Origin of the sequence: Nitrosospira multiformis, assembly GCF_003050865.1 — a bacterium.
GTDB classification, from domain to species: Bacteria; Pseudomonadota; Gammaproteobacteria; order Burkholderiales; family Nitrosomonadaceae; genus Nitrosospira; species Nitrosospira multiformis_E.
Genome location: NZ_QAOK01000010.1, coordinates 79,246 through 104,533, shown reverse-complemented (window position 1 = coordinate 104,533; position 25,288 = coordinate 79,246). Strand labels below are relative to the sequence as shown.

Genomic DNA, 25,288 nt, shown 5'->3' with positions numbered 1-25,288 from the left:
AAAAAATGGAGAGGTATCTTGCTGATGCCATAGGCTTCGGGGCTCCGGTTAGTGCATGAGGATCATGCAGGCTGCTTATAACAAAATAAAATGAATGGAATGTGACGGACGCCGGAATGCCCGATAAGGCAATGGAGTGGGTGCTCCCTTGGAGTCCCAGTATGTCAATCAGCATCTGTCAGCATCTGGGAAGCGAAGCGTTTTTTGCGGGAAAAGTTGTTTCAGCGGTTCCTTAGGTTACTCGTGCGGTTCGGCCAATGCCATAAACTCGGCACGCTGCGCCGCATTTGTTTTCAGGTCGCCGAGCATGGCTGACGTTACCGTTTCTTCCCCGGCAACGGCGATCCCTCTCGATTCCATGCACATGTGGCGGCAGCGGATAATGACGCCGACCGCTTTGGGTTGCAGGTGCTCGATCAGGGATTGTGCAATCTGTTGGGTCAGGCGTTCCTGTACCTGCAGGCGAGCGGCAAAACAATTGACCAGTCGCGTCAATTTGGACAACCCGACGATATGACCGCTCGGTAGATACCCGATGGTTGCATGGCCAAAAAAGGGGGCGAGGTGGTGTTCGCAGTGCGAGTAGACGGGTATCTGTCTCACCACAATCAATTCGTCGTAGCTTTCACCGCCATCTGCGAACGTCTTGAGGATCGTCGCGGGATCCTGCTTGTACCCGCGCGTCCAGTGAGTCCACGCACGTGCCACACGCCCCGGCGTTTCGCGCAGACCCTGGCGACTGGGGTCTTCGCCGAGGGAGCGCAACAGTCGCTGCCAATCGCCGATCCCGAATTCTGAATCACTTGAGTCCATGTTCACCCTGCCTTTATTCTATCGAGAGGGGATATGTATAAACCAGATATCGATCCCATATCACTGTCGGCAAATCGAGCTGAAGTGCCCTGCGAGTGCCGGAAGAGCCGGACACGGGGTCTGGATTCACGTCAGAAATCGATACCGAAACGTTGAACCCGCGTTGCAACACGTTTTCATGATAGCACAAGGCGAATTGATAACTGTTCAGTATTTTGAATAATGGATATACTTCAGCCCAGCAGCTTCAGACCAAAGAACATGAAGATAGCCACCTGGAACGTAAATTCTCTTAAAGTTCGCCTTCCGCAGGTTCTGGAATGGCTGGCATTGAATCAGCCGGACGTGTTGTGCCTCCAGGAGACCAAGCTGCAGGATGAGCATTTCCCCGTAAGCGAGATTGCGGCTGCGGGCTATCAGACGATCTATTCCGGCCAGAAAACATACAATGGCGTCGCGTTGCTCAGCAGGCAGCCGGTGAGCGAAGTCATTACCGGCATGCCCGGCTTTGAGGATCCACAAAAACGTCTTCTTGGTGGCGTTCACGACGACGTTTGCATCGTTTGCATCTATGTTCCCAATGGGGAGCACGTTACGTCCGAGAAGTATCAATACAAGTTGAGATGGCTTGCAGCGCTGCGGGAATGGCTGCGCGAGATGCTGAGCAGGCACCGGAAGCTGGTGGTACTGGGGGATTTCAATATCGCTCCGGAAGACTGCGATGTACACGACAGCAAGTTATGGGAAGGAAAAGTCCTGTTCAGCGAGCTGGAGCGCGCGGCCTTCCAGGAAGTGCTGGATCTCGGCTTTATTGACAGCTTCCGCCTGTTCGATCAGCCTGAGAAATCATTTACCTGGTGGGATTATCGAATGATGGCTTTCCGCCGCAACATGGGTTTGCGGATAGATCACATCCTGCTGAGCCGCGAGCTTGTGAGCATGTGCACGGCTTGTGTCATAGATAAGGCTACGCGCAGACTGGAGCGGCCGTCCGATCATGCGCCCGTGATTGTGGAGCTTGGCGGGATCGGGCAGGAAAAGGAAAGAAGGCCGGGATCAGAAGCTCTCATCCGCGTCCTGGCAAACGAGTCATGACAAGCGCCAGTTCCAGCTCTTCGCAGATCATCTTCGATGAGAAGGGGAAGGCTGACTGTCAGGCGGCGTCAGCCAGTGTCAGGCAGCAACGCGCACTAGCGAATTGTACGGGGCTCGATCAGACCCATGGAAAGCGCACGCGATATGGCTTGCTGGCGATTGACAACGCCCAGTTTCTGGATGGCATTCTGCAGGTGAAAAGTTACTGTCCGCTCCGAAATCTTGACGATGTTGGCGATTTCCCATCCGGTTTTACCCTCGGCGGCCCAGAGCAGGCATTCCTGTTCCCTTTCCGTCAGGTTGGTCTTCTTCACGGGTAGCGGACCTTTACTGAGGACAATGCGCTGCACCGCCTCATGCAGATAGCAGGTTAACAGTTGTGCTTTACCCATTGTGGCGAGAATGTCATTCTGCGCCTCACGCGACTCCCTGGAGGTAGCCAGGCTCAACATGGCGGCTTCACCGCGTCCGCCATGAACCGAAAAACTCGCTCCGCTGACCAGCCCGCAATCCTTGGCCTCGTTTCTTACCCGTGTCTCTTTGCATCCCTTGAAAATCTCTTTCTTCCATACGATCGGAATAGACGTTCTGGCGCAATGCGAAACCGTAGGATCGAAATTGGCATAACCTTCCTTGTCATAATGTTTACGCCACTCCTCCGGATAACAACTGAGGATGAAGCGATAAGGACGGGTAAGAGAAGTGTTCACCTGAACACCATACAGAAAATGCTCGAATCCCATTGCGCGGGCAATGGTTGTGGTAGCGCTGTGCAATTCGTCCACCGAATCGCAATTCATCAATGATTCGAATAAGGCCAAATTATCCATGATTTCCCTCTCATGATACTCTGCGTTATGAGCTGAGATATTGTATGTGAAGCCTTTACCAACCGTTCCCGCTCATTCCTGCCCATGGCATGCCCGCTACCGGGTCTGGCAACGCTTCCGTTATCCCTGCACTTTCCTGTTTAATGGCAAATGGAACTGAGCCGGAGAAAATGCCCCTATGCGTAAATCATCTAACGTATCCTGACTTGACAATAATAGTATAGGGTGAGCTCGTTTCCAAACTATGACAACTATCTATGCTGAACGCTTGCCGTGTTGAACCTTCGCTGCAGGGCGAGGACTCTTCCAGGAACTTTCAGGAATATTGTGCAGAAAATCAGTATTTTATTTTCCGGCAGATTAAGACATTATGCGTGATACTGGCTTTTTCGAAAGGAGGAAAAGAGGGTAAAAAGAGGCACATTTCGGCGTATTCCGTGTCACTTTCCATAAGCCAGTATGGGTCTGGGCCTGCGCCAGAATTTCCGCGAATCGCTGCGCTTCGCGGTGAAACTTTTGTCGCTGCTCTCACCAGGCGCCGTCAGCGTTATCTCATCGAATTGTCCGCGCCTGAGCATCCTCCATAGTGGATCAAACCACCGCCGCTCCATTTCTTTGATGCTTTCGCGCCAGCCGTACGCGTCCCGATATTGGGCTCTTCCCTGCAATTCATCCAGCACCACCAGATGCCTCCCCGTCCTGACAGAGGTCTCCCACACCGTTGCATCGACAGGAAGGGGCGCGTAATCGATATTACACGCCGAGGCCAGCGAAACTGCAAGAACCTCGTTGCTCCAGACATGCGTATACGGCGAAACTAGCGATTCAGGCAGCGTCCCCCCTCCCCAGAACCAGACGCTGTTGATTGCAAGTTCTCCACGCGCCTCGCGAGTCTGATTCAGAGGGTGCTCGTGCAGCAACATCTGAACTTCATTGATCAGGCTGCGCCAGAAGGTATTGTTCGCGCCGAAGGGCAGCTTGTTCCGGATATCCCGATTTACAGCTTCACTGAGTAAATGGGTATGCGGCAAGGCCGGTTCCAGCAGGCGAAGATACCAGCGGTCCGGTCTTAGCGGGAAGAGGTTTATCCCCTGATTTGCGGAGAAATGGCGGTTCAACAGCCCGGTGAATTGCCTGGCTTCTTCCAGTGAAATGTGAAAAACATGGCTGTCGGCTAACAGGATATGGTCGCGCTCAAGGCGTAAATGCACCGGATCAGCTCGGATCCAGTGATTTTTTTCCGTTTTTATCGCTTCTCCGTCCTCTCCGCCATCGGTTTGCAGGGTAATGGGTGCAACCGGCCAATCCTGCTGTTTTGTGGCGCCGAAAGCGCGGCAAAGCCACGCCTCCATCCCCTCCGGTTTATCTTCTGTGACGGAACATTTTGCCAGCAGGTTCTCCAGGCCGGGCAGGGGTAGATCGCGGTAGATTTCAGGAAGCGCCGGGTCCGGCCAGAAGAGCGCCGGTACCAGCAAATGCAGATTCATTATTCAGGCAATTCAGGGCAACTTAGGTGAATAATATCAAACGTGCGGAAAGCGTCGCAGAAACAGCACAGAAACAGCACATAGAAAGGCGAAAAAGAGGCAGGCAGCAGCATTCGACCGAAACCAAGGGATGGAAGGCCAATCAGGAGCCCCCGTTCAACTTGAACGCCTAGCCGCCGGCAATCATCATCCGATCTATGAGCAATGAACCACATTGCTTGGAACCCCGCACGATTACATCGTTCCCTACTGCGGAGATGCCAGGCAACATGTCTTTCAGATTTCCTGCAATCGTTATTTCCTCAACCGGATAGCGGATTTCTCCGTCTTCCACCCAGTATCCCGCTGCCCCTCTGGAGTAATCGCCGGTAACGTTGTTTACACCGTGGCCGAGCAATTCGGTCACAAGCACGCCTTTATCCATTTTCCTGAGGAGTTCGGCAAAAGTCGCCCCAGCGCCATTGTCCAGCAGCAGGTTATGGCTGCCGCCGGCATTTCCGGTTGTGACAAGTCCCAGTTTGCGGGCGGAGTAACTGCCGAGAAAATAGCCCTGTACCACCCCATTTTCCACTATGTTACGGTCACGGGTCGCTACCCCTTCATTATCGAAAGGTCCGCTGCCCAGGCCTTTTTTCAGATGCGGCCGTTCGCGTATCTGGATGTCGGGCGCAAATACCTGTTTGCCGATACTGTCGAGGAGAAATGAGGACTTACGGTAAAGACTGCCTCCGCTCACTGCCCCGACGAAATGCCCGATCAGGCTGGGTGCAATCGGAGCCTCGAACAGGACGGGAACTTCGCAGGTAGCGATTTTCTTCGCACCCAGGCGCCCGACACTACGTGTTCCGGCTTTCTTCCCGACTGCATCGGCATGCTCCAGGTCGGAAGCATCACGTGCCACGCTGTACCAATAGTCACGCTGCATGCTGTCACCGTGGCTTGCAATCATCGCACAGCTGATGCTGTGGCGGGAAGAAGGATAGCCGCCCATGAATCCCAGGCTGTTTGCGTAGACAAACTGTGATTCGCCCAGCGAGACACTGGCCCCTTCAGAATTGGTAATGCGCTTGTCGATTGCAAATGCGGCCGCTTCGCAGGTTTGCGCCAGTTCTATTGCCTGTTCGACCGGCAAGTCCCAGGGAAAATACAATTCGAGATCAGGAAATTCTCGCGCCAGCAAGTCGGGATCGGCCAGTCCCGCGCAATCGTCCACCGCTGTATGTCGGGCAATCGAGAGCGCCGCCGTGACCGTATCACTTATCGCCTGCGGCGAAAAATCCGAGGTGCTGGCATTCCCGCGTTTCTGCCCGACATAAACTGTTACTGACAGTCCCTTGTCGCGGTTGTATTCTATCGTTTCCACCTCTCCCCGCCGCACCGTGACATTCTGGCCAAAACCATCTGAGACATCGGTTTCGCAGGCGCTGGCGCCCCCCTTGCGCGCATGGTTCAGGACATCCTGCGCGATTTGCTGAAGCATTGAAAACGAATAGGAAAAACGTTGTGAAGGCATGGCGTTATCATTCATAGGCGGCGACTTCAGGGAATTCAGGGAGTTCAGGGGTTATAGGGATTATATTGGGTAACTATCCTGTACTGTAACTTGCCCAGGAGCCGGGAGGACAGCCCATGAGGAGTCAGATGATGTGTCAGTGGCGTATGATAGCAGTTTATTAATTTGGGAAGCGCCTTGGAAGAGAATCTGGCAGATAATTCTGAACGGGAAGCGCGGCCGAGCAAGACCAAACGCAAGAAGGAAATGCACGCGCTCCAGGATATAGGTGAGTCGCTCGTTCAACTTGATTCAAAGCGTCTGATCGAACTCGGTCTGTCTGACACCTTGATGGAGGCGGTACTGGAGGCGAAGCGCATACGGAAGCATGGCGCCCTCCGCCGGCAGATGCAGCTTATCGGCAAACTGATGCGCGATGTCGATGCAGAACTCATTCGGAAGAAACTCGATCTATGGGGAAATCCAAGCGCCGAAAGTACGGCGCGCCTGCATCAGCTGGAACGCTGGCGCGAGCGCTTGATGGCGGACGAGCAGATGCAGGCCCTCAATGAACTGGGGCAGAAATACCCCACCGCGGATTTGCAGCAGTTGCGCACACTCGCTCGCAACGCTGCGAAGGAGAAGCTCGCAAACAAGGCTCCTAAAAGCTTTCGCGCATTATTCCACGAATTGCAGAAGATCATTCCTGCTACAGACGAAAGACGTAGCGAAGGAATCGACTAATTGCAGGTGCAATTTTCCGGGGGGCGGCGCGACAGATATTTTCGGAGCTAGAATTTGATCCCCGTACCCACCAAGCGGGATGAGGTTATCTTGTAAGCAAACTCCGCTGGTTCAAGGCTATCCCGCTCGTGCCCCGCTACTTCGGCCTGAGGGTACATGAAAAATGGCAGTTCGCCCAATACGCTGTCTCGCGCCAGCCTGATATCCCGGCTGTGGTTGAACGCCACCCAGTTCATTTCCCATGAGCCAAAAAGTTTTTCGCGTAATTCGACCACTCGCGGGTGTTCAATGGGGAGTCCCTCATCCAACGCAAGTTGACGCACATCCGCGGGATCCACAGGTACCCAGCCAAGGCCGGCCAGATAAAATTCAGGGCGGCAATGCTGGGCTGTAGTGATATCTTCTGCCTGGCCAAGCGTTTTGTGCGCAATCGATTCGTCAATGCGGATGCCATAATTATCTCTCGCGGGAATGCCCACCGCGCGCGCCAGTCCTACAAACAACGCGTTCAGATCGGCGCACTTGCCGCCAAGATGACCGCTTTCCAGCATGGCTTTGATGTTACCCCGGCCGCAGCCGCGTGTGGCCGGGTCGCGATAGGAATTTTCGACTACCCAGTCATATATCGCGCGCGCTTTCTGCAACTGCGATTGGGCTTTGGCCTCCTGGGTAATGGATAACGCAGTTTTGCGGACGATGCCGTCCAGCGGAATAAATCTGGTGGACTGCAGATAACGCTTCACGTCCGCGGAAAGTGCGCTCGATTTACCTTCCCTATAGCGCTCCAGGTTGACAGCGCGATCCGATGTTTTGATCACGCTGCTCACCGTTACGCTGCGGGGGCCGCCACGGTTCCATTCAGCGTAAAACATGGGCGAGGTTGTTCCAGGAACATTCTCGAATCTGGCCATGCTTGCGGTCCCGCTCCAGACACTTCCCTGGGAAAATTGGTGGGGAGAATCCTCCGTATCCGGCAGTGGTAGCCACAAACGTGCTTTTTTTCCATCCTCCGGAAGATCAATTTTATAAGTTACACGATAAGTGTAGCGTCGCGGCGGAAAAACCGGTTGACCAGTCTGCTGGCCGAATACTGATGGCGCGACGGGAAATAATGCGGCGCTCACCCCCGCCAGTTTGATAAAATCCCTGCGTTTCATAATCCTCTCCCTGCCATGGCCTTGCATATCAGAATCGAAAAGTACGAATCTAATCCGGTGTCCCACCCAAGTCAACGGGTCGGACTTCATTTTCTCTCATGATTTCCGGTTCCATCGATCTGCTTCCTTCCATCGAACTGGAAACGGCCGTTCATCCTGCTCGTACGATCATCTGGATGCATGGACTGGGGGCCGATGGCAGCGATTTTGTACCCATTGTGGATGAGCTTGCGCTGCCTTCCATTCCGGCCGTCCGTTTCGTGTTTCCCCATGCATCCATGAGACCGGTCAGCATCAACCGGGGAATGGTCATGCGCGCATGGTATGACTATGATATTGCCGATGGAAGCGCGGCGCTTCAGGAGAATATGGCAAGCCTGCGGGAGTCACAGCGGGCCATCGAAGCCTTGGTGAGCCACGAAGTGCAGCGGGGGGTCAAGCCAGAGAATATCGTTCTGGCGGGCTTCTCTCAGGGAGGTGCCCTTGCGCTGTTCGCCGGTTTGCGCTATCCGGAAAAACTGGCGGGAATCATGGCGCTTTCATGTTATCTGCCAGTACCGCAGACTCTTGCGGAGGAGGCGCACCATGCCAATTTCGCCGTGCCAATCTTCATGGCGCACGGTGTGGCCGACAATGTCATTCCGATAACCCTGGCTGCTGCCTCGCGCGAGCAACTGCTGGAATCGGGTTATCCAGTAGAATGGCGCGAGTATGGAATGGCGCACACTGTCTGCAGGGAAGAGATACAGGATATCCGTAACTGGCTGCAACGCGTGCTGGCCTGAGCAGAATTACTTTCCGTAATCCATCCAGGTACAGCAAGTGCAGCAAGTGCAATTGCAGGCGATGTCTCCCGCTTTATCCTCCTGGCCTTTCGATGGCCAGGTTACCCTCTTCACAAAATTTTAACACCTACCTGAAACATTCTTCACACAGGCTTGCTCTATACTGAATAATGTGGGGCATCTGCAAGTATTTTAATTGTGACTGGAGGAAGTGCCATGCATGCGTCTATCCAACAACAGAACGCTGACAAACTCCCGGGCCAGGCACCGGGATCGGCATCAGCTCAAGGAAGCACAGGGGCGCAAAGGATCGCGCATATCGATGATGATCCGGATATTCGGGATACTGTCAGGCGAATCCTGGAAGCAAACGGGTATGCAGTCGAAAGTTACCAGACCATGAATGATTTCATGGTGTCGCTATGGAATTCAACCAATCCCCCTGATCTGGCAATTCTCGACGTGATGGTTGAAACAATGGATATAGGTCTGGAAGCGTATGTGGAAATACACAAACGTTTCCCCGAGCTTCACCTGATATTCATGACTTCACTCGGCGAGGAAATTCGCCCTTATTTCACTGGCCTCTCTGATGAATGGATTCTGATCATGGAAAAACCGGTCGAGCCGATCAGTTTTTTATCGATCATTCGTAGCCGGCTGGAGAATAACGAACCCTGAAGCAAAATTTTCCCGGAGACTTTAACCATGGCGGTTGTCAAGTTTTCCTGGAATCTGTCCGACAAAAATCGCTTCGCGCTTCCCGGAGTGGGGACAAACGGCGCCAAGCTCAGCGATGAAGTATTAATCAATAATGCCCGATGGTTTATTATCTTTCGGTGGGGCGTTATCGGAGTTCTTCTGCTTTTTCAGGTGCTCGCGCTCATTGCCTCGGACGAGCTTACGAAAATCGGCATTACCCACCAGCAAGGGTGGCCGCTTGCGGTAACGCTGGTATTATTCATTGCAAATGTCATCTACATTCAAGCTCTGGATTTTCAGCGGCACACAAAATATAACTCGCCCGTCATAAATATCTGGGCTCAGATCATTGTCGATCTTCTATGTCTGTCGGTAGTCGTGCATTTTATCGGCAGCATCGCGACTCCGGCTCCCTTCTTTTACGTGCTGCATATAACGCTGGCGTGCATCTTTTTCTCGACCCTGGAAAGCCTGGTGGTGACTGCTCTGGTATGCGTCATGTATGCCACTGTTTTGCTGGATGAACATCCGCTTATTTTTATGGCGCCGCAAGCGCTGACAATCGATCCTGGCATATCCGTTCTGAGTCCGCTCAAGATCAATATTTTCCTGTGGATGTTTACGCTCGATGTGCTCTTTATCATTGTCTGGTATGTCGTCTCAAGACTGGCGATTGTAGTGCGCATTCATGAGCACAATCTTGTCGATGCCTACGAAGTAATCAGGCGTGCGCAAGTGGAGAAAGACCGGTATGCGGTGCTGATGACACATCAGCTTAAAGCCCCGCTCGATGCTATCCGCAGCAAGATAAGCCTCATAAAAGGAGGATATTGCGGCGAGGTATCACCCGAAATAAGAGAAGTGATATCGAAGATCGATCATCGCGCTTCCGGCATGGCCGCCCTCATTCTGGATGTTCTCAAGCTGGAACGGTTGAAAGCCGCGGCGCGTGACAATAATGCAAGAGAGCAGGTCAGCATTGAAACAGTGATCCACAAATGCATCGATAAACTAGGGCCGATCGCCAGTTCCCGCCATATCGACGTAAAGGTATCGCTCCAGGACTTCGCCGTTGAAGGCATTCCCAATCAGCTTGAAATACTGCTTGAAAATGTCATTTCAAACGCTATCGCTTATTCATATGACAACACAACGGTAGAAATTGTAGCTGCCCTTGAAGGCGCAGGTTCATACGATACAGTAACCGTTACCGATCATGGGATAGGAATCGGCGAAAAAGACCTGCCGCATATTTTCGATGAATATTTTTACACTCCGCGAGCGGCACTGCATAACAGGACTTCGAGCGGAATAGGCTTATCGATCGTCAAGACCGTAGCCGAAAACAACAAACTACAGATCAGGATTTCCAGCGAACAGAATGTCGGGACAGCTTTTTCCGTTATTTTTCCCACGATAATATCGGTATCCATTCCCAAAACGGAGGTGCATCCGGGAGTACGAGGTTCGCATCTTGTAAGCTCACAAAGCCGCCCACTTGACTCGGACAAAGACGGAAACGAACTGGCCTCCACTCATTGAAACATGCCGAGAAGAAGCTTCGGATACCATCACGACACCGGCTCCGACACCCATTTCTTTCTCATGATCTTGATCTGGCCTTTGTGTGTCTTGCTATCCAGCCGCTTTTTCTGGGAGCTCGGCGTCGGTCTGGTCGGCTTGCGCTTTCGCGGCAACTCAACGATGCTGTCGACAAGTTCGTGCAGGCGTCTTAAGGCCTCCTCCCGGTTTTTCTCCTGGCTGCGATACTGCTGAGCCTTGATAATGATCACGCCTTCCCGGGTGATACGCTGATCGTGGAGCTTCAGCAAGCGCTCCTTATGAATATCGGATAGCGATGAAGCGGTAATGTCGAAGCGCAGATGAACGGCACTCGATACCTTGTTTACATTCTGCCCGCCTGCGCCCTGCGCGCGAATTGCCTTTATTTCGATCTCGTGGTCGGGAATATCTATTTTTCCTATTTTTCCGAGAGCTGCCATCACTTTTCCTGCCTGCTGCCCCATTCAGGTGAGAACGCTCTTGGCGCGAAACCGAAATCGCCGGTCGCTTCCGTATGGTCAAAACAGAGGTCGACATTCATTCGTGTTGCCATTTCGGTTGTGATCTCTTGCTTGCCGGGGAGCAGCATGGCTGAACGTATCGCCAGCCGGTAGAGCCACAGGGGGGCGATCAGGAAATGTGCGGGCTTGCCGAGTGAACTGAAAATTTTCTCCACCATCTGGCGGTAGCTTAAAGTCTCGCCGCCGCTCAGGTTGTAGGCTTTATTGAAAGTCAGAGGCTGGAAGAGCGCGGTCATGCACGCCTCCGCGAGATCTGCCGCATGGATCGGTTGCCGCAGCCCGGCAGCTTGTCCGATTAATGGAAAAAAGCCGTAACGACGGATAAAGCCTGCAATTCTCGTAATATTCTTGTCGCGAACACAATCATAAACCAGTGTTGGACGAAATATTGTCCATTCAATTCTGGACGCACTGCAAAAGTGGCGGACAGCCTCTTCCGCTTCCGCCAGCAGGATTGCCACCTTTCTTTCTGCCGCATGGGCGGAATGCGATTTGCTGAACACGCTGGTGGAACCAAAGCCGATCACGCGTTTGAGTTGAAGCGTATTCAGTACCGGCAGCAGCGGTGGAAGGAGCCAGAGCGGGGCGAGATGAATGAGAATTTGTGCGTTTACGTCAGGTATCTGTTCTGGCTGGCTAATGTCTGCCTGATGCCAGATCAATTTTTTATTGGAGGGCACTACTTTCGCCCCCCGACGACTGATCGCATGAACCTCATAGCCCGCATCCAGCAGGCTCGGCAGCAGGAATCCGCCGATGATACTGGTAGCGCCTGTGACCATGATTGTATGGTTGGAGCCCGGATCAGCCATTTGATTTGTCAGCGCGGGAAGCAATGCCGTGGATTCCACAGGATCGGAACCGGAGATCAGAAAAGGTCCCGGAAGCAGGCTGCTGATTTCACCTCGATTGCGCCAGCCTCCCCACATGCTGCATGCAATGAACTGTGGCTATCGCCCCGAAACGCAACCATATTCCCACTGCCACCAGCCACATCAGAGCGCCGGGATATTCCTGCCGGAAGAACTTGCGATAGAAGCGCATCATTCCCCTGTGCTTGTGCCATTCCACGAATATCGGCCGGGATTTGCTGCATGTTCCCTTATGATGCACTACCGGCGCATCAGGCACGAAAAGTATCTTCCAGCCTTTTTCCCGGAAGCGCATGCACCAGTCGAGATCCTCGCAGTGAAGAAAATAACCCTCATCCCAAGGGCCAACTTCCCGGATTGCCTCCTGCCGCACCAGCATGAGTGCGCCGGAAATAGCCTCCACTTCTAGTGGCCCCAGTGGTAAAGACTGCTTATGCAGATGAAAATCAAAAAACAGCCGGGGCCAGTAACGTTCAAGACGATACAAACCAAAAGCGCGCACAAGCGAGCGCCATGGTGTCGGCACGGCACGACGCCCTCCTGCCTGCTCGGTCCCATCCTGATTGATTAAAAGCCCACCCACCATGCCGGCTTGGGGGGTCATTTCCAATACATGGAGCAGGCGTGGCACCGAATTTTTACTCAGGATGCAATCGGGGTTGAGAAACAGAACATGAGGCTCGCAAGCAGTTTTGGCCCCGAGGTTGCAGGCTGCGGCAAAACCGAGATTGGCTGCGTTGCGCATGATTTTAAGCTTTACTTCGCTGGGAAAGCGCTCGGCGCAGAGCTCGAGGCTTCGATCCGAGGAGGCGTTGTCCACTATCAGCACTTCAGTCACCTGTGGCAGTGCTGATTCAATACAATCCACCAAGGTTTGCCCGGCATTGTAATTGACGATTACAACCGAGACGCAAAGGGGATTCGAATTATCATCCATCTCGCCTGACAGTTCTTCCGCGTAAAACGCTTCTTCTTCCAAAACATAAGCCGCACAAATCCTTTATCTGTTTTATTGAAGGGAAGTTATTATGTGTGCGACACAAGCAACCACGAGGGTGATTATGCTCCTGAAGTGCGGTTTTTGGATCGAGCTTCAAATGGGTTAATCACATCCACACCTGCCGGGACAAAATGTTGAACATTCCTGGTAGCAACCTTCAGACCATGAGTCAGCGCTGTCGCAGCAATCAATAAATCTGATCACCAGTCGTATTCGCTCCAGATCCACTCTGCGAATGCTGTTTTTGCGTCTACAACTCCTGGTCCCGGTGTTGGTGCGTGACATCGCGTAGTGGGAGGTCTGGGCATCCAAGCGTGAATTTGGGGAAGCTGGCGTTTTTCTTGTGGATGAGAATCTTTTCTTTCAATAACTGATTACTGGCTTTGATAAGATCAGTATAGTGGGTATTTTCAACGCCCCAGATCGTGGATTGCTGAGACTCCTTGTGCCCGACCAGAAACGGATCGACCGTCAGTATGTTGAGTGTCCCTTGCCTTTCAAGATAGCGATCTATCGTGTTCGTTGTCACGTCGTGGTTATTTTGATCCCACCGCGCAATCGTATCGTAGACGCGTTCACTGTAAACATTGAAAACCATGCTCATCAGCTTATTGATGACTGCCAACTGCTGACCCCGGAATTTGTATAGACCCAACACATCAACGTCCTTATCCAGATCGGCTATCAAACCTGCGAATATATCCCAGGTAATGTCAGCCTCATTCAGGCATTCTCGGATGTCTCGCCACCGCATCTCAAAATCGGATGGAAACTCGACATCGTCTTCACAGATCATGATTTGCCGCAGACCTTGCTCGCGCGCTAGCATGATGAGGTACTTGTAGCTCAGCGCGCAACCGATCCAGCTTTGGGTATGCCTTAGTCCAGGAAAACATGAAAACCCGAAACGATTTTCTTCGTTAAATGCTGCGGCGCGTTCTACATATTCAGGCAAGCTAAGACAGACGGTGTCACTTGGCAGTTCGGCTTTGTGCCCCGCCAAGTGCCAGAACTCCTCGAACGAAATATTATCCGTTGCCAACAGGAATCGGTAGAAGAAGTAATCCGTGTTGTCCGGGTAGCTATCCAGGGGAAGATAGAAAATCCGGCGTGGATCGAGGCCCTTGCGCGAAACAAAGGCAATGTTTGCGGTTGAGTAGTCGAGAATGGCAGACGCATTTTGCAGGATTTGCAGGTAGGCTTCAGTAAACATGTCCGCCTTGCTTGAATCCTCCACCTGGACGGCAATATAAGAAGCGGGAAGATGCACAAACGCTGGAGCGTTGATGACAAAATGGGTACGCTCATCATACCTCTCTATGGATGATCCTTGCACGATCCTCGAAGCGATTCCAGCGCGGGATAATGCATTCGCGATGCGGTTGGCTGCACTGAGTTGGCATGGCATGGCCAGGATAATGACGGGATCACTGGAACTTAGCCGCAACCGCAATTGCGTAGTTCCAACCTGCGGCGCAAGTATACGGCGAGCTCCACCTCGTCTGAGGCTCTTGCTAAAGCGCGATAAGGCGTTCAGCAGGCCCAGTTTTCGAGCGAACGAGAAATATCCCTTTAGAACTTCAGGATGCTGCCGAAAATATTTTGCTGCCGCGGCGATACGAGCGTAGCTATTCGCTAATTTTCGAATTTTAGTGCTTGGTGCGCGCAAAAGTTCTGCTTATCCTATGGATACAGTGACATCAAAAGTATTTCCAGAAATTGTAAAGGAATGCCTCTTTACGTCTCATTGCGTACGTCTCACTGCGCGTCGCGAACCTTCACCTATATCATGCAAGGTTTCTCTTGTTCACAATTCCTTTCAGCTTGCACGCCTTAAAGGCCGCCCAGTATCCCCGATAGACGAGATTGCGGGTTTCATCATCGAGATCGAAACCTGCCGCCAATTTCAGGTTGGCAATTGAATCGAGATGACGGGCTGATCTGACGATGGCGTCATAGTGCCTGTTTATCATCGCCCAGTTTTTATCCAGGTCGATGATTTCTGCCCATCGCTGGATTTCCGGTTCAGGGTGAAGCCTACTCATGACGTAATTGGAGGACCCCTGGCGTTCCAGCCGATGGCAGAAAGCATCGAAACTTATCTTCCTGACCATGATGGACACAGCGTTCTTGTTGTAAATCACCCGCAATCCGTGCTTCGAGAGCCGATAGCCCAGTTCGAGATCCTCTGCGCCAAAGCGGAAAACAGGATTGAATACGCCATGCTCCAGCAGGAAGGAGCGCTTGCAGGAGGAACGCCCACCCCAGAAATAAGAGTAATCGAGAATATCTCCATGCTTTAGAGACGGATAGGAGAATAAAAAAGAACCTACTTCGGTGACGAAATGCATGAGCGGATTCTCGCTGATTTCCGGGTCGAGAGCGGTGTAACCCAGTACTGCGTAATGTTCAGCTGGAAATTTCAGGTGCGTTTTGACATGCTCTTCCAGGAGGATTTCGGAAGCAATGTCGTCGTCATCCAGAAAAAATACGAGATCACCCCGGCTGGCAAAAAGGCCGTGATTCTTCGCACTAGCCAATCCGGCATTACGCTGATAGAGATAGCGCAGAGGGAGTTTTTTAGCATAGGCATCCGCCACAGCCTTCGTGTCGTCGGTTGATCCGTCGTTTATTATTACAACTTCGAAACGCTCTGCAGGCAGCGTTTGTTCGCACAAGCTCTCCAGCACCTGAGCCAATAGCGATGCACGGTTGTAGGTACAGATTACTACGCTCAGTAACGGTACTGCCAAACTATGTTCTGGGAAAAGGGAGCGGTCAGGCATAGGATTCGAGTATGAAGAACGCATCTTTTTTGGATAGATGCTGTTTCCTTGAGAGATAATCGTTCATGGTCTTTGCGGTTGACGCATAGTCGTAATACGCCACCGGTTTGCGCAAGCTGTGGGCAACCGGTACGGCATCGACAATTCCCATTTTAAGACTGTGTTTCTCAGCCAAAACTGGCCATACAAAATCATTGCCCCAGCCCATGGGACTTGCCTCATCAAAAGGCAGAATGTAATCAAAGGCACTACGATGTAAAGAGAATAAAGGCCCGATTTCGACAAAACGAGTCCAGCGGGCGTCGATTCCATCGAGTTGCTCCACAAATGGATGATCGATATAGCTTTCATGAGTTCTTGCAGGCTGCGCGATCGCGAAATTATGGTGCGATACCAGCGCAAGATAGGAATCGAGGAAATTAACTGGTAGAACGATGTCGTCATCACTGACAATGATGTATTCGAAATCGTACAGATTGATTGTTTTTAATAGTCGATTCAGCAACAGGAATTTGGGTGCGGGAGTCTCCAGTCTTTGTACGGTGAGAGATGTGATTTCCGGTTTTGGCAGGTTTTTTCCCAATGAGACCCATTGCTGCTCGACTGCCCAGTCCTTGCTGCCAGCAAATTCCTGGCTGATGTCAACAGCAAGGTTCTCCTTGTCGGCAAGACATATTCCGGCTATGAGTACCCGTAACATCTGCGGGGGCGTTTCTCCCGAACTGCTCATATTGCGCTTCCCGAAGGGGTGGAATTGTGCTCTCCATCCCTTGGAAAAACTGGAAATTTGGCTTCGTTGTTTTCAAGACTCCAATCAAGGAGCGGCGTATCGGGTGCTGAAAAGATATTGGCCCATTGTTTTCTGATTCTGTCATCAGAATGAAGAGTTGGGAAACCTGGCACCAAGGCGATTTTTGTTTCAGGTTGCACCGCAAAAAGATTATTTTTTTCCTTATCACCGGCTACGAGTACGAGGTCCGCGCACGTGGTGTTGAAAAGTTCGAGTCGATGAAGTTCGATGCTGTCATCGGGAAAAGAAGGATCGGCGGGACGAACGGCCGCTTGCGCATTGACCATCCAATAGATGACCCTTGAATAGGGCGCGTATGCCCGCACGTAGGGTAAGTGCCGGAACGCTGTCACAGGTCCATGTAACAGTACATGATGATATTTCCCCCCTTCGGTCCTCAGATGGAGGGGGACCGCATCGAGTCCGCGGAGAAGATGAATACCTTGTTTTTCAAGTGCTTCCTCGCGAAGCAGCTCGGTTGAATCCGGAACAAAGGTCATATGAAACCCCATCTCTCGCAGCAGATGAAGGAGCGTCAGCATGGGATGAGCGCCGTTATCCTCGTCGGTCGAAAGCACTGACGAATCCACCACCAATATCCACCGCTGCGCCGGATCATACTGGTATGTGCTCGCGGCTACAGAAGGCAGGGCATCAGGATTACGGTCAAACCGGGAAACATTTTTGATGAAGACCTTCCACGCACCGGGCCGACCCAGATATATGTCCTTAAGCCGATGCTTGAAATACCAGGGTAGCGGTAGATTCCTGTATATCTGGCGCAACAGTTTGTTAGACCAAATGGAATGAATTAATTCTGGCAGTCTCTGTTCTTTCACTGAGCTTCTTGATCTTAGAATACCTTAAGGACAGAATTCATATTACATACTAGACGAGTAACGGGTATTAGCTCAATGTCTTGCTAATGAAACTAATTACGCGTTCGGTGGGCAACTCCATCAGGGTGTGTGGACCCTGACTTAACTGGATTGCTTTATTAGTTGAAAATTTAACAAATCAAATAAGTGTCGTAGAGTCTTCAACGTTGTTTCACAAACTTGCGCTGCGTTAGGTTTGATTCAACCCAATTTTGATTTATCTTCCCGCTTCCATTTGTAACTGCGGATTCAGATGAGAGTACGATATCGATAAAGTCGCTAAGCGATTGCGTGTTGTGGCCGGAATACAGTCTGTCGTTAAACGACTTCTTCCCTTTTGGCATGGTTAGCGCTACTTCAATGATTTCTAAAAGATCTTCCCGAATAGGGTCATAGGGTAGGATATTTTCTGAGATTTGCTTCAATAGACTTGCATCTCTGTTTTCAAACACGTTTGTGATAGTAGGTATTCCAGATGCGGCAGATTGAAACGCTATTACGCCGGGGTGAGCAGAATAAATCATTGAGACCACTAGGTCACAGGAAGAAATTAGCTGAATATAATCTTTCCTCGGTAGTTTATTAATAACATACACTGGTGTTCCATTTATCTTATAGGAGTAGCGAGTGTCGACTGATCCCACCAAAAATATTTCATATCCAATATGTTTCCTGCAAAAGTTCTCGACAGCTTCCATAATAGTTTGTGGAAGATTTCTTCGATGAAAAGACTCGGGGCGAAAATAAAAGAACAGGCGCTTTGTTTTTTCTGCCCGCACGTCAAGAGGCTCAATTTTAGGACTAGTAGTGAAAACTCTTTGTTTGTCTAATAATTGTCTACTGATGAAAAAGCTCTTAAGGAGTTCTGTGGATACAATGATATTATGCGATGAGGCAATTGCTCTCTCAGCTTCTACATATTCTGCCCCATAGGGAAAAAATCCAGACTCGAAATCTTGGCAATAATAAACGGTTCTATTTGGATTATTGCAAATTTGCAACGCCTTAATGAAAAGTTGACTATTGAAAGCAATTATAAGATCGGGTTGATATTTAAGTCTCTCAAGTTCTTTTGCCTGAACTACTTCAATCTGGTCTGAATACCGCTTCGCAAGGCGAGGATCGAATCTATCACTTTCTACAGAAAGGACGACTTTAGAAAACTTTCCAAAAAGGGGCTTAAAATCCTGGAAAAATGCGGTGTAGCCTGCGAAAAAAAGATCGTCTTGTAAATGAGAAAAAAATATTAATAAAAATGTTCCTTGACTTCTAGGCAAATGGCTTAGGTCGATGTTGGACTGTGGAAGTGGACGAATATAGACGGGTGCAGTGAAGCCTTCGGGAAAATTCGGTGAGATGGAAAATCTCCGTTTTAACTGATTGTCACTCCAGATTCTTCCTTCATCTTGGCCTCTTAAGCAATAATGTATGAAACCGCAAGAGAAAACGCCATTAGCTACAGTCGCTGCCACGTCTAGATTGACGTTAAGGTAAAAATCATCGTCAAAATCAATTAAGCTGTCTTTTTTTTCCATATGGAGCTTCAGCTGACGTTGGAACTGTGGAAAATCTATAAATTTGTAACTAGACCTCTCGTAAGCGAGCAACTCCAAGTCTCTTTTCCTATCCAGAGAACTGTTTCTGGAGGTTATGAAGGGTAATTTAAGGACTTGTGACTTCCTGGATTTTAGAAGCCCGTACTGAGTGTCCTTGATAAAGTTTAATAGTTCCTTCTGATTTTGGACATTTTTCATTCCTTCTGTTCGGCCCATCAAAGATGGTTGAGCTATTTTTATCCAGCGGTAGCCTGCACGCTCGGACACAAAGAAATATAGACGTTCGATGATGTGACCTAGAGTTCCATCTTCTTGGTCGGCTTCACTTGGAAATTCGTCTAGGCAAAGATTACAATCTAGCAGAGGCTTTAGTGCAGCTGATCTAGCCCAAAACATTGAACCTGACGGAAAGTCTAGTCTTCCATTCAACGATATTTTTATATCTAATCTGCGAGCAAACCTTTCCGCGTTCTTGAAATTCCAGCCCCACCCGATTGAATGCCTTACCGGTTCAAAATGCTGTGGCGCCACCATTCCAAGCTTGGAATCGCTTCTGAACGCTTCAAATATGCTTTCCACGATTTTTTTCGATCCAAGAAGCGTTTCAAATAGATAAGAGCGCCATCCTCGCAATAGCTCATAATGCGGCGACTTTTTGGTGTGGATATGGAGAATAAATTCATATCTGTCATATACATCTCTACATGCAATCAATTTTGGTGCTATGTCTCTACCTCGATTTGGAGCAATCCGAATCTCGATTGCTCCTTTGTTCCAATCATTAAAATGGCTCTCAATTGCTAATTGCTTTTCTTGCGAATCAGTTGTGATGAATAAATCAAATGGAAACGGAATCTTTGTAAGATATCGCTTGATTTCCTCAGCCAATTCCACGTAGTACATATGACATATAACCGCTATGCTAGGTACAGCATCCCAATTACCTATGGAATAATCTAAAGGAACAACCAAACAATAATCATCAGTGGGAGGTGCAAGGTGGGGTGTTTCAGCACGTGTAATGGCGGGTGTATTCAATTCTCGCAGTTTCTTTCCTAGCTCCAGTTTTTTCGTCCACCAGATAAGCTCAGCAGCATGTCTTCCAAACTTTCTCAGGGTAGGCTTCCTCGTCAGCGCTCGTCGTAGGGGGGACGTCATCCTCCAAAACGTGCTATTTTCTATAGCCGTAATTCGTGCGTTAATTCGAAGATGAGCTTGACTGAGGTCCGCTAGCCGTCTATCGCGCTCGATTATAGATTGTTCAAGGTTAGCGATTTGCTCATCGCGATTAGTTACAGAGTTGGCAGGTAACGGCTGTTCTGACCACTGGTTCAAAAATTCTTGAGAGTTGCGTCCCGTTACCAGTCGATGAACAGTAAACTCTAGCTCTATGAATCTTCGGCACTCTTCGTTTTGTGAGGGGAAACCCCGCGGCTTCCAGCGCGGATTTAACAAAACCGCCTCGTGAAAAGGTTTGCCCTGTCGAATTCTCGGCAAAACGCACTGACTCTATTATCGGTAATAAGGAACGGAACAGGAGCCAGCCGAGTTCAATGCCTCCATTCATTGACCACTCGTCATCTATGATATTGGGTTGCCCATTATGATCGATGATAATATTCTGAGGGGTAATATCAAAAAATTCAGGAGGCAGCTTATCGGTCAATTGTGACATGCTCACTGCATATTTTTTTTGTTCGGCAATGAGGGAAAGCATATTAATATAGCGCTGAATAAATGCCGCCACTTCTTCAATTGACCAACCTTCTCTGGTAACTATTTTTACAAACTCCAGAGACAGAGTCGTGCCTCTCACATATGCTGCTTTCTGAGGATACTTAAAACGTATAAGTTGATCTACCGCCTCAATATGAGGTTTACTGCTTAACATATGATAATTAACAACTACCATATTTCCGTCAGTACGTTCAAATACCGTTTCTTTACAATATTGGGGAGCTCTGTCAGTAGTATAGTGATATGCAAGGACTCCCGGTTTAACAATGGGTTCTGGCAATAACGATGCGCCGACTAGGAAGGAGTTTGCCATATCGAGGGCCAGCCTATTCTTGAATATCTCTGGCCAAGCGATCTCAAGTGAGAAGTTCGTGCTTAACGGGAGTTGGGGGTCGCGCCTTACGCTCTGACAAGCTAACGCAGCACCGTCAAACCGTTTATCGCCAATACCCTCGGTTGTAAGTATCGAAACAGGAAGCTTGTAATCGGGGAATGGGGCTAGAAATTCAACAGTGGAAAAGCCTGCTTCTTCGAGTAAGCTAGCAAGCATTGCACGGCCAAAAGTTTGTGGTTGGTTTCGGTTGTATCGCCCCTCAATACCATACATGGGTTGACCGATATGGTCCTCAGGAGCGCCGGCAAAATATTTCAACCCTAACTGATTCTCAATGGCGATTATCAGCTTGCCTTCCGGTTTCATTAAAGATCGGACGCGCTGAAGCATGGCAAGTGGCGGATTGCGACCAGGCGTGAAGAGATTGGCGTACTCGAGCACACCAATTAGAGTAATTACATCGAACTGATGGTCACACTCAAACTGGTCGAATTTTTCCGCCAGCACGGTAACGTTTTCGAGATCACGAGTTCTGGAGCGAACAATAGTCGCGCGCCGTGGACTCCCTTCAAGAGCCAGAATGTTTGCACCGGACTCGCCTAAGTAGCGGGTGATTGCGCCGCAACCAGCGCCGATCTCAAGAATATCGCCAGTGAGAGCGGCTGCGAACGGACGCAAAATGTTGGCACGAGTACCAAATAGATGATAGAGCGTGGGCCAATCTATGCAATGTTGTCGTAGCTCTGGAGATAAAACTGTAATATCGGATACACGATTGATTATTTCTGCAATATGAAGCTCTACTTCATCCCCGTCACTGTACGCTATGCCTGAGTAATTTGGTCTTGACCAGATGCTTTTTTCTACGTCAAACACATAGTCCGGGTTAAGAGTTAAATTTTTCATCGGAATCTTTTAAATAACAAATAAATCTTCTACTTTATCGATATTTACTTAATTGGAATAACACAACACATCCACCTTTTACAAACTCCGCTTGCTCGGTATGGTACAAGGAGCTTGTACACTCTTTTTTATGCTCGGAGTTCAACGAGCATGAAGGTTTTGTGCAGCTTTGGATCACTTTTAAACCAAATTCGGCTCTGTTATTTGGGAAATCGATAAGTCAAGAGCGAGGTCAGCCAATCCATGGAATTTGATATGTGGCTCGACGATAAAATGTATCGAGTCGTAACGCCGATCATGGGGGATGATTTCTTCATTCTCCCGTGTCGCAAGGCCGAGCGAAATAAAGTAATCACCTGCACCCAGTCCGCAGCGGAAACTGCATTTGCCAACCAGGGTTGCCCCTTTCTTTACAAGCACTCGCAGGTCTGCTACATCCGCCATCTCAGAATTAGAGCCAGAAATGGTTACGCCATCCTTCGTTTTGATGGTGATACCTAATATCGGTCGCAGCATATCACTATGGAATTTGACGGACACTGCAAGCGTGACAGTCTGTCCCACGGTAATTGCTGAGGGATAGGGTTCCCCGTCAGCCGCAAGGTGGAAATCCAGAATGGAGGCAGTCCCATCACCCCAACGATACTCGTGCATGTTATACCCATTGCGGGTTTGAAAGACATCGTCGCCAGTGCTTAGCTGATATGCAGCCTCAGCATATCCTGTGTCTTCCTGAGATATATCTCCTGGCTGAGCTTGGGGGGAGTCGATGTTGCGTCTTTCCTTGCCGAACAGCAGATCCAGGTAGCGGTTTACAACGCGCCGGGGCTCACCATTTTCAAGCTTCATGCCATTATTCAGCAAGATCGCACTGGAGCAATGGGTGACGATTTGTTCACTTGAATGGGTGACCAGCAATACGCTCGTGCCGTTATCTTTCAGTTGCTGCAGGCGCGCGAAACACTTTGCCTGGAATCTTACATCTCCTACGGAGAGTGCTTCGTCCACGATTAGAATATCCGGATCAACCTGGGCCTGCACTGCAAAGGCAAGGCGCACAGACATACCGCTTGAATAGGTCTTGACCGGCTGGTCGATGAACTGGCCGATGTCGGCAAACGATACGATCGAGTCGAATCGTCCGTCGATTTCCTCGCGAGTCAGTCCAAGTACCGCGCCATTCATGTAGATGTTTTCACGCCCCGTAAATTCTGGATTGAAGCCTGAACCCAACTCCAGCAGGGCGGCGATGCGGCCTCTGGTTTCTACACCTCCTGCAGTCGGTGCCAGCGTGCCGCAGATTATCTGCAATAGTGTTGATTTGCCTGATCCATTGCGGCCGATAATGCCTACGGTTTCACCTTTCCTTACTTCAAAAGAAATATTCTTGAGCGCCCAAAACTCGCGGAAATACTGTCGAACTTGTCGCCCCATCAGATGCTGAAGGCGAGGGATGATGAACTGCTTTAGCCGATCCCGAGGGGTGTCATAGATTTGGTAGCATTTTGAAATGCCGCGAACGCTGATGGCGATATCGCTGGAGCTTGCCCCTGCCTCTTTATTTTCCCTGTTTGTTTCGAGATTCTTTTCCGCTGTTTCACGAGCGAGCGGGGTCGCCGATTTGGCGACGTTTTCTCCTTTAGAGAACATCGGCAAATCCCTTGCGGGTTTTTTGGAACCAGGCAAATCCTGCCCACGCCACCAGCAAGGAGGCAACCATCATGACGCTCCAGTGCTCGAAGTCTGGCAGTTGTCCGAAGACGAGCACCTTTCTTCCTTCCTCGATGATAAATGCAAGCGGGTTAAGCTGTAATAAACCCTGATATTCTTTGGGCAGGATGCTCAAGGGATAAAACACGGGGGAAAGAAACAGTAATACCGTGGTAAACATTCCCGTAAGCTGCCCGATATCGCGTACAAACACGCCAAATGCTGCCAGAAACCAGGCAAAGCCCATCGAAATAAAAATGAGAGGAAGCAGGACCAAGGGGAAAAGGATCACGGTCCAGGGCAATTGATGGCTGATGAGGAGCTGTGCAAGCAACAGCACGCCAACACTGATGACCGTGTGAAACAGCGCAGAGCCGAATGCTACCCACGGGAGTATCTCCAGCGGGAAAATGACTTTCTTCACGTAATTGACATTCGACAGGATCAATGCGGGCGCGCGGTTGACGCATTCGGCGAACAGGCCGTGCACGATCATGCCGACGAAAAGAATAATCGCGAAATCCGTTTTGCTTTCTTCTCCACCCACTCCCCAGCGCGCCTTGAATACCACTGAAAATATGAACGTGTAAATCACGAGCATGAGCAGGGGATTGAAGAAGGACCACGCCATGCCCATGACAGAGCCGCGGTAGCGGCCGATGACTTCACGTTTGGTAAGCGCAGTAATCAAGTCTCTGTTGCGCCAGAGACTTGCGGCCATTTCATGTGGAAGAACGGAAAATTTTTGCATTTAGCGCAGGGGATAGCTTTGCGCGGGTGTTCTACGGATGACGGGAAGTATCCATGCGAGCATGCAGGATGCGAATAATGGTGATGTTGTAGGGTGTGATGCGAAAATAAATCATATGCCGACCGGTATTATACCGGCGATAACCTGGCCGGATATGAGTATCTGACTCTACACTTGAAGTCAACGCAAATCGCTTGCGATCCTTCGATCGATCTGTTGAAAAATATCAAGAAAATTTTTTATTCACTCCTTGCATTTCACCCAAAGTCGCCTATAATACGAATCATTCTCATTAATAACTGCGGAAACGGCGCCATGGATAAGTTACTCACAGTTCCGGAAACCAACGCGGATAAACAGAAGTTCGCCATGCTGGATCGGACTCGACGCATCTACAGCGATGCGCTGTTTTCACACGGTGATGAGGTGTTTATTCAGCATCAGGGCGAGCAATACCGCTTGCGGCGTACCCGTAACGGTAAGCTCATTTTAACCAAATAGCAGAAATACTGGACGAATAGCAGGGAATAGTAGACTTAGGGCGCTCATCATGTATATTTGTGTCTGCAAAGGTGTAACCGATACCGCAATCCGCGAAGCCGTCATTCATCGAGGTGCCGACCGGATGCGGGATTTAAAGACTTGCCTGGGTGTGAGCGAGCAGTGCGGAATATGCGCATGCCACGCGAAGGAGGTCCTGGAAAAGGCACTGATGCAGAAAAACGTGGTTCAACACCATTCCACATAAACCCACTCGTTAATTCGAGATCTCGCCTGAG

24 protein-coding genes are annotated in these 25,288 nt (G+C 50.2%); 7 read left to right on the top strand and 17 right to left on the bottom strand.

Going from position 1 to position 25,288, the window contains the following annotated elements; translation table 11 throughout:
- Positions 1–237: 237 nt before the first annotated feature.
- Complete coding sequence (gene folE / locus C8R21_RS07245; RefSeq protein ID WP_074975927.1) at positions 238–813, bottom strand: GTP cyclohydrolase I FolE; 576 nt, start codon at positions 811–813, stop codon at positions 238–240.
- Positions 814–1,074: 261 nt separating this feature from the next.
- Here folE and xth point away from each other — a divergent pair, with 261 nt between their 5' ends.
- Complete coding sequence (xth, locus tag C8R21_RS07240) at positions 1,075–1,908, top strand: exodeoxyribonuclease III (RefSeq protein WP_074975936.1); 834 nt, start codon at positions 1,075–1,077, stop codon at positions 1,906–1,908.
- A 95-nt stretch (positions 1,909–2,003) separates the two neighbouring features.
- Here the strand turns inward: xth and C8R21_RS07235 are convergent, their stop codons facing one another.
- From C8R21_RS07235 to pmbA, 3 genes are all read right to left on the bottom strand, one after another.
- Positions 2,004–2,738, bottom strand: a complete 735-nt coding sequence (locus C8R21_RS07235; RefSeq protein ID WP_107762098.1) for a LuxR family transcriptional regulator — start codon at positions 2,736–2,738, stop codon at positions 2,004–2,006.
- Positions 2,739–3,178: 440 nt separating this feature from the next.
- Complete coding sequence (locus C8R21_RS07230; protein WP_107762097.1) at positions 3,179–4,225, bottom strand: phosphoglycerate mutase; 1,047 nt, start codon at positions 4,223–4,225, stop codon at positions 3,179–3,181.
- Positions 4,226–4,394: 169 nt separating this feature from the next.
- Positions 4,395–5,738 (bottom strand): metalloprotease PmbA, encoded by a 1,344-nt coding sequence (gene pmbA / locus C8R21_RS07225; protein WP_375135999.1) that lies wholly within the window; start codon positions 5,736–5,738, stop codon positions 4,395–4,397.
- A 177-nt stretch (positions 5,739–5,915) separates the two neighbouring features.
- Here pmbA and yjgA point away from each other — a divergent pair, with 177 nt between their 5' ends.
- Positions 5,916–6,461: a ribosome biogenesis factor YjgA gene (gene yjgA / locus C8R21_RS07220; RefSeq protein ID WP_107762095.1), complete on the top strand. Its 546-nt coding sequence runs from the start codon at positions 5,916–5,918 to the stop codon at positions 6,459–6,461.
- A gap of 47 nt (positions 6,462–6,508) precedes the next feature.
- On the opposite strand, the gene C8R21_RS07215 is transcribed toward yjgA, so the two are convergent.
- Complete coding sequence (locus tag C8R21_RS07215; protein WP_107762094.1) at positions 6,509–7,618, bottom strand: transglutaminase-like domain-containing protein; 1,110 nt, start codon at positions 7,616–7,618, stop codon at positions 6,509–6,511.
- Positions 7,619–7,716: 98 nt separating this feature from the next.
- On the opposite strand from C8R21_RS07215, the gene C8R21_RS07210 reads away from it, so the two are divergent.
- From C8R21_RS07210 to C8R21_RS07200, 3 genes are all read left to right on the top strand, one after another.
- Positions 7,717–8,403: an alpha/beta hydrolase gene (locus C8R21_RS07210; protein WP_107762093.1), complete on the top strand. Its 687-nt coding sequence runs from the start codon at positions 7,717–7,719 to the stop codon at positions 8,401–8,403.
- Between the two features lie 216 nt (positions 8,404–8,619).
- A complete protein-coding gene (locus tag C8R21_RS07205) occupies positions 8,620–9,084 on the top strand; it encodes a response regulator transcription factor (protein WP_107762092.1) in 465 nt (154 codons plus the stop codon).
- Positions 9,085–9,111: 27 nt separating this feature from the next.
- Positions 9,112–10,647, top strand: coding sequence for a sensor histidine kinase (locus C8R21_RS07200; protein WP_107762091.1), 1,536 nt, complete (start codon positions 9,112–9,114; stop codon positions 10,645–10,647).
- A 29-nt stretch (positions 10,648–10,676) separates the two neighbouring features.
- Here C8R21_RS07200 and arfB read toward each other — a convergent pair whose 3' ends face one another.
- From arfB to C8R21_RS07135, 12 genes are all read right to left on the bottom strand, one after another.
- On the bottom strand, positions 10,677–11,108 hold the full coding sequence (gene arfB / locus C8R21_RS07195; RefSeq protein ID WP_107762090.1) for an alternative ribosome rescue aminoacyl-tRNA hydrolase ArfB: 432 nt from the start codon (positions 11,106–11,108) through the stop codon (positions 10,677–10,679).
- Positions 11,108–12,118 carry an SDR family oxidoreductase gene (locus tag C8R21_RS07190; RefSeq protein ID WP_258192303.1) on the bottom strand — a complete coding sequence of 337 codons (1,011 nt, stop codon included), beginning with the start codon at positions 12,116–12,118 and terminating at the stop codon, positions 11,108–11,110. The genes arfB and C8R21_RS07190 overlap by 1 nt, the downstream gene beginning before the upstream one ends.
- Entirely contained in the window at positions 12,090–13,040 is a 951-nt protein-coding gene (locus C8R21_RS07185; protein WP_258192302.1) for a glycosyltransferase family 2 protein, read from the bottom strand. Before C8R21_RS07185 ends, C8R21_RS07190 begins: the two co-directional genes overlap by 29 nt.
- A gap of 271 nt (positions 13,041–13,311) precedes the next feature.
- Positions 13,312–14,469, bottom strand: coding sequence for a glycosyltransferase family 25 protein (locus C8R21_RS07175; RefSeq protein WP_219906623.1), 1,158 nt, complete (start codon positions 14,467–14,469; stop codon positions 13,312–13,314).
- Between the two features lie 379 nt (positions 14,470–14,848).
- Positions 14,849–15,814, bottom strand: a complete 966-nt coding sequence (locus C8R21_RS07170; RefSeq protein WP_181258876.1) for a glycosyltransferase — start codon at positions 15,812–15,814, stop codon at positions 14,849–14,851.
- A 25-nt stretch (positions 15,815–15,839) separates the two neighbouring features.
- Complete coding sequence (locus tag C8R21_RS07165) at positions 15,840–16,577, bottom strand: hypothetical protein (protein WP_107762086.1); 738 nt, start codon at positions 16,575–16,577, stop codon at positions 15,840–15,842.
- Positions 16,574–17,422, bottom strand: a complete 849-nt coding sequence (locus C8R21_RS07160; protein WP_146162457.1) for a hypothetical protein — start codon at positions 17,420–17,422, stop codon at positions 16,574–16,576. The genes C8R21_RS07165 and C8R21_RS07160 overlap by 4 nt, the downstream gene beginning before the upstream one ends.
- A 254-nt stretch (positions 17,423–17,676) precedes the next feature.
- Complete coding sequence (locus tag C8R21_RS07155; RefSeq protein ID WP_181258875.1) at positions 17,677–20,109, bottom strand: rhamnosyltransferase WsaF family glycosyltransferase; 2,433 nt, start codon at positions 20,107–20,109, stop codon at positions 17,677–17,679.
- A 250-nt stretch (positions 20,110–20,359) separates the two neighbouring features.
- On the bottom strand, positions 20,360–22,048 hold the full coding sequence (locus tag C8R21_RS07150; protein WP_107762083.1) for a class I SAM-dependent methyltransferase: 1,689 nt from the start codon (positions 22,046–22,048) through the stop codon (positions 20,360–20,362).
- A gap of 180 nt (positions 22,049–22,228) precedes the next feature.
- Positions 22,229–23,698, bottom strand: a complete 1,470-nt coding sequence (locus tag C8R21_RS07145; RefSeq protein ID WP_107762082.1) for an ABC transporter ATP-binding protein — start codon at positions 23,696–23,698, stop codon at positions 22,229–22,231.
- Entirely contained in the window at positions 23,688–24,509 is an 822-nt protein-coding gene (locus C8R21_RS07140; protein ID WP_107762081.1) for an ABC transporter permease, read from the bottom strand. Before C8R21_RS07140 ends, C8R21_RS07145 begins: the two co-directional genes overlap by 11 nt.
- 31 nt (positions 24,510–24,540) lie before the next feature.
- Positions 24,541–24,693 carry a type II toxin-antitoxin system RelE/ParE family toxin gene (locus C8R21_RS07135; protein WP_107762080.1) on the bottom strand — a complete coding sequence of 51 codons (153 nt, stop codon included), beginning with the start codon at positions 24,691–24,693 and terminating at the stop codon, positions 24,541–24,543.
- A gap of 131 nt (positions 24,694–24,824) precedes the next feature.
- On the opposite strand from C8R21_RS07135, the gene hemP reads away from it, so the two are divergent.
- Positions 24,825–25,010 carry a hemin uptake protein HemP gene (gene hemP, locus C8R21_RS07130; RefSeq protein ID WP_081363630.1) on the top strand — a complete coding sequence of 62 codons (186 nt, stop codon included), beginning with the start codon at positions 24,825–24,827 and terminating at the stop codon, positions 25,008–25,010.
- 49 nt (positions 25,011–25,059) lie between these two features.
- On the top strand, positions 25,060–25,257 hold the full coding sequence (locus C8R21_RS07125) for a (2Fe-2S)-binding protein (protein WP_074746923.1): 198 nt from the start codon (positions 25,060–25,062) through the stop codon (positions 25,255–25,257).
- Positions 25,258–25,288: the final 31 nt, after the last annotated feature.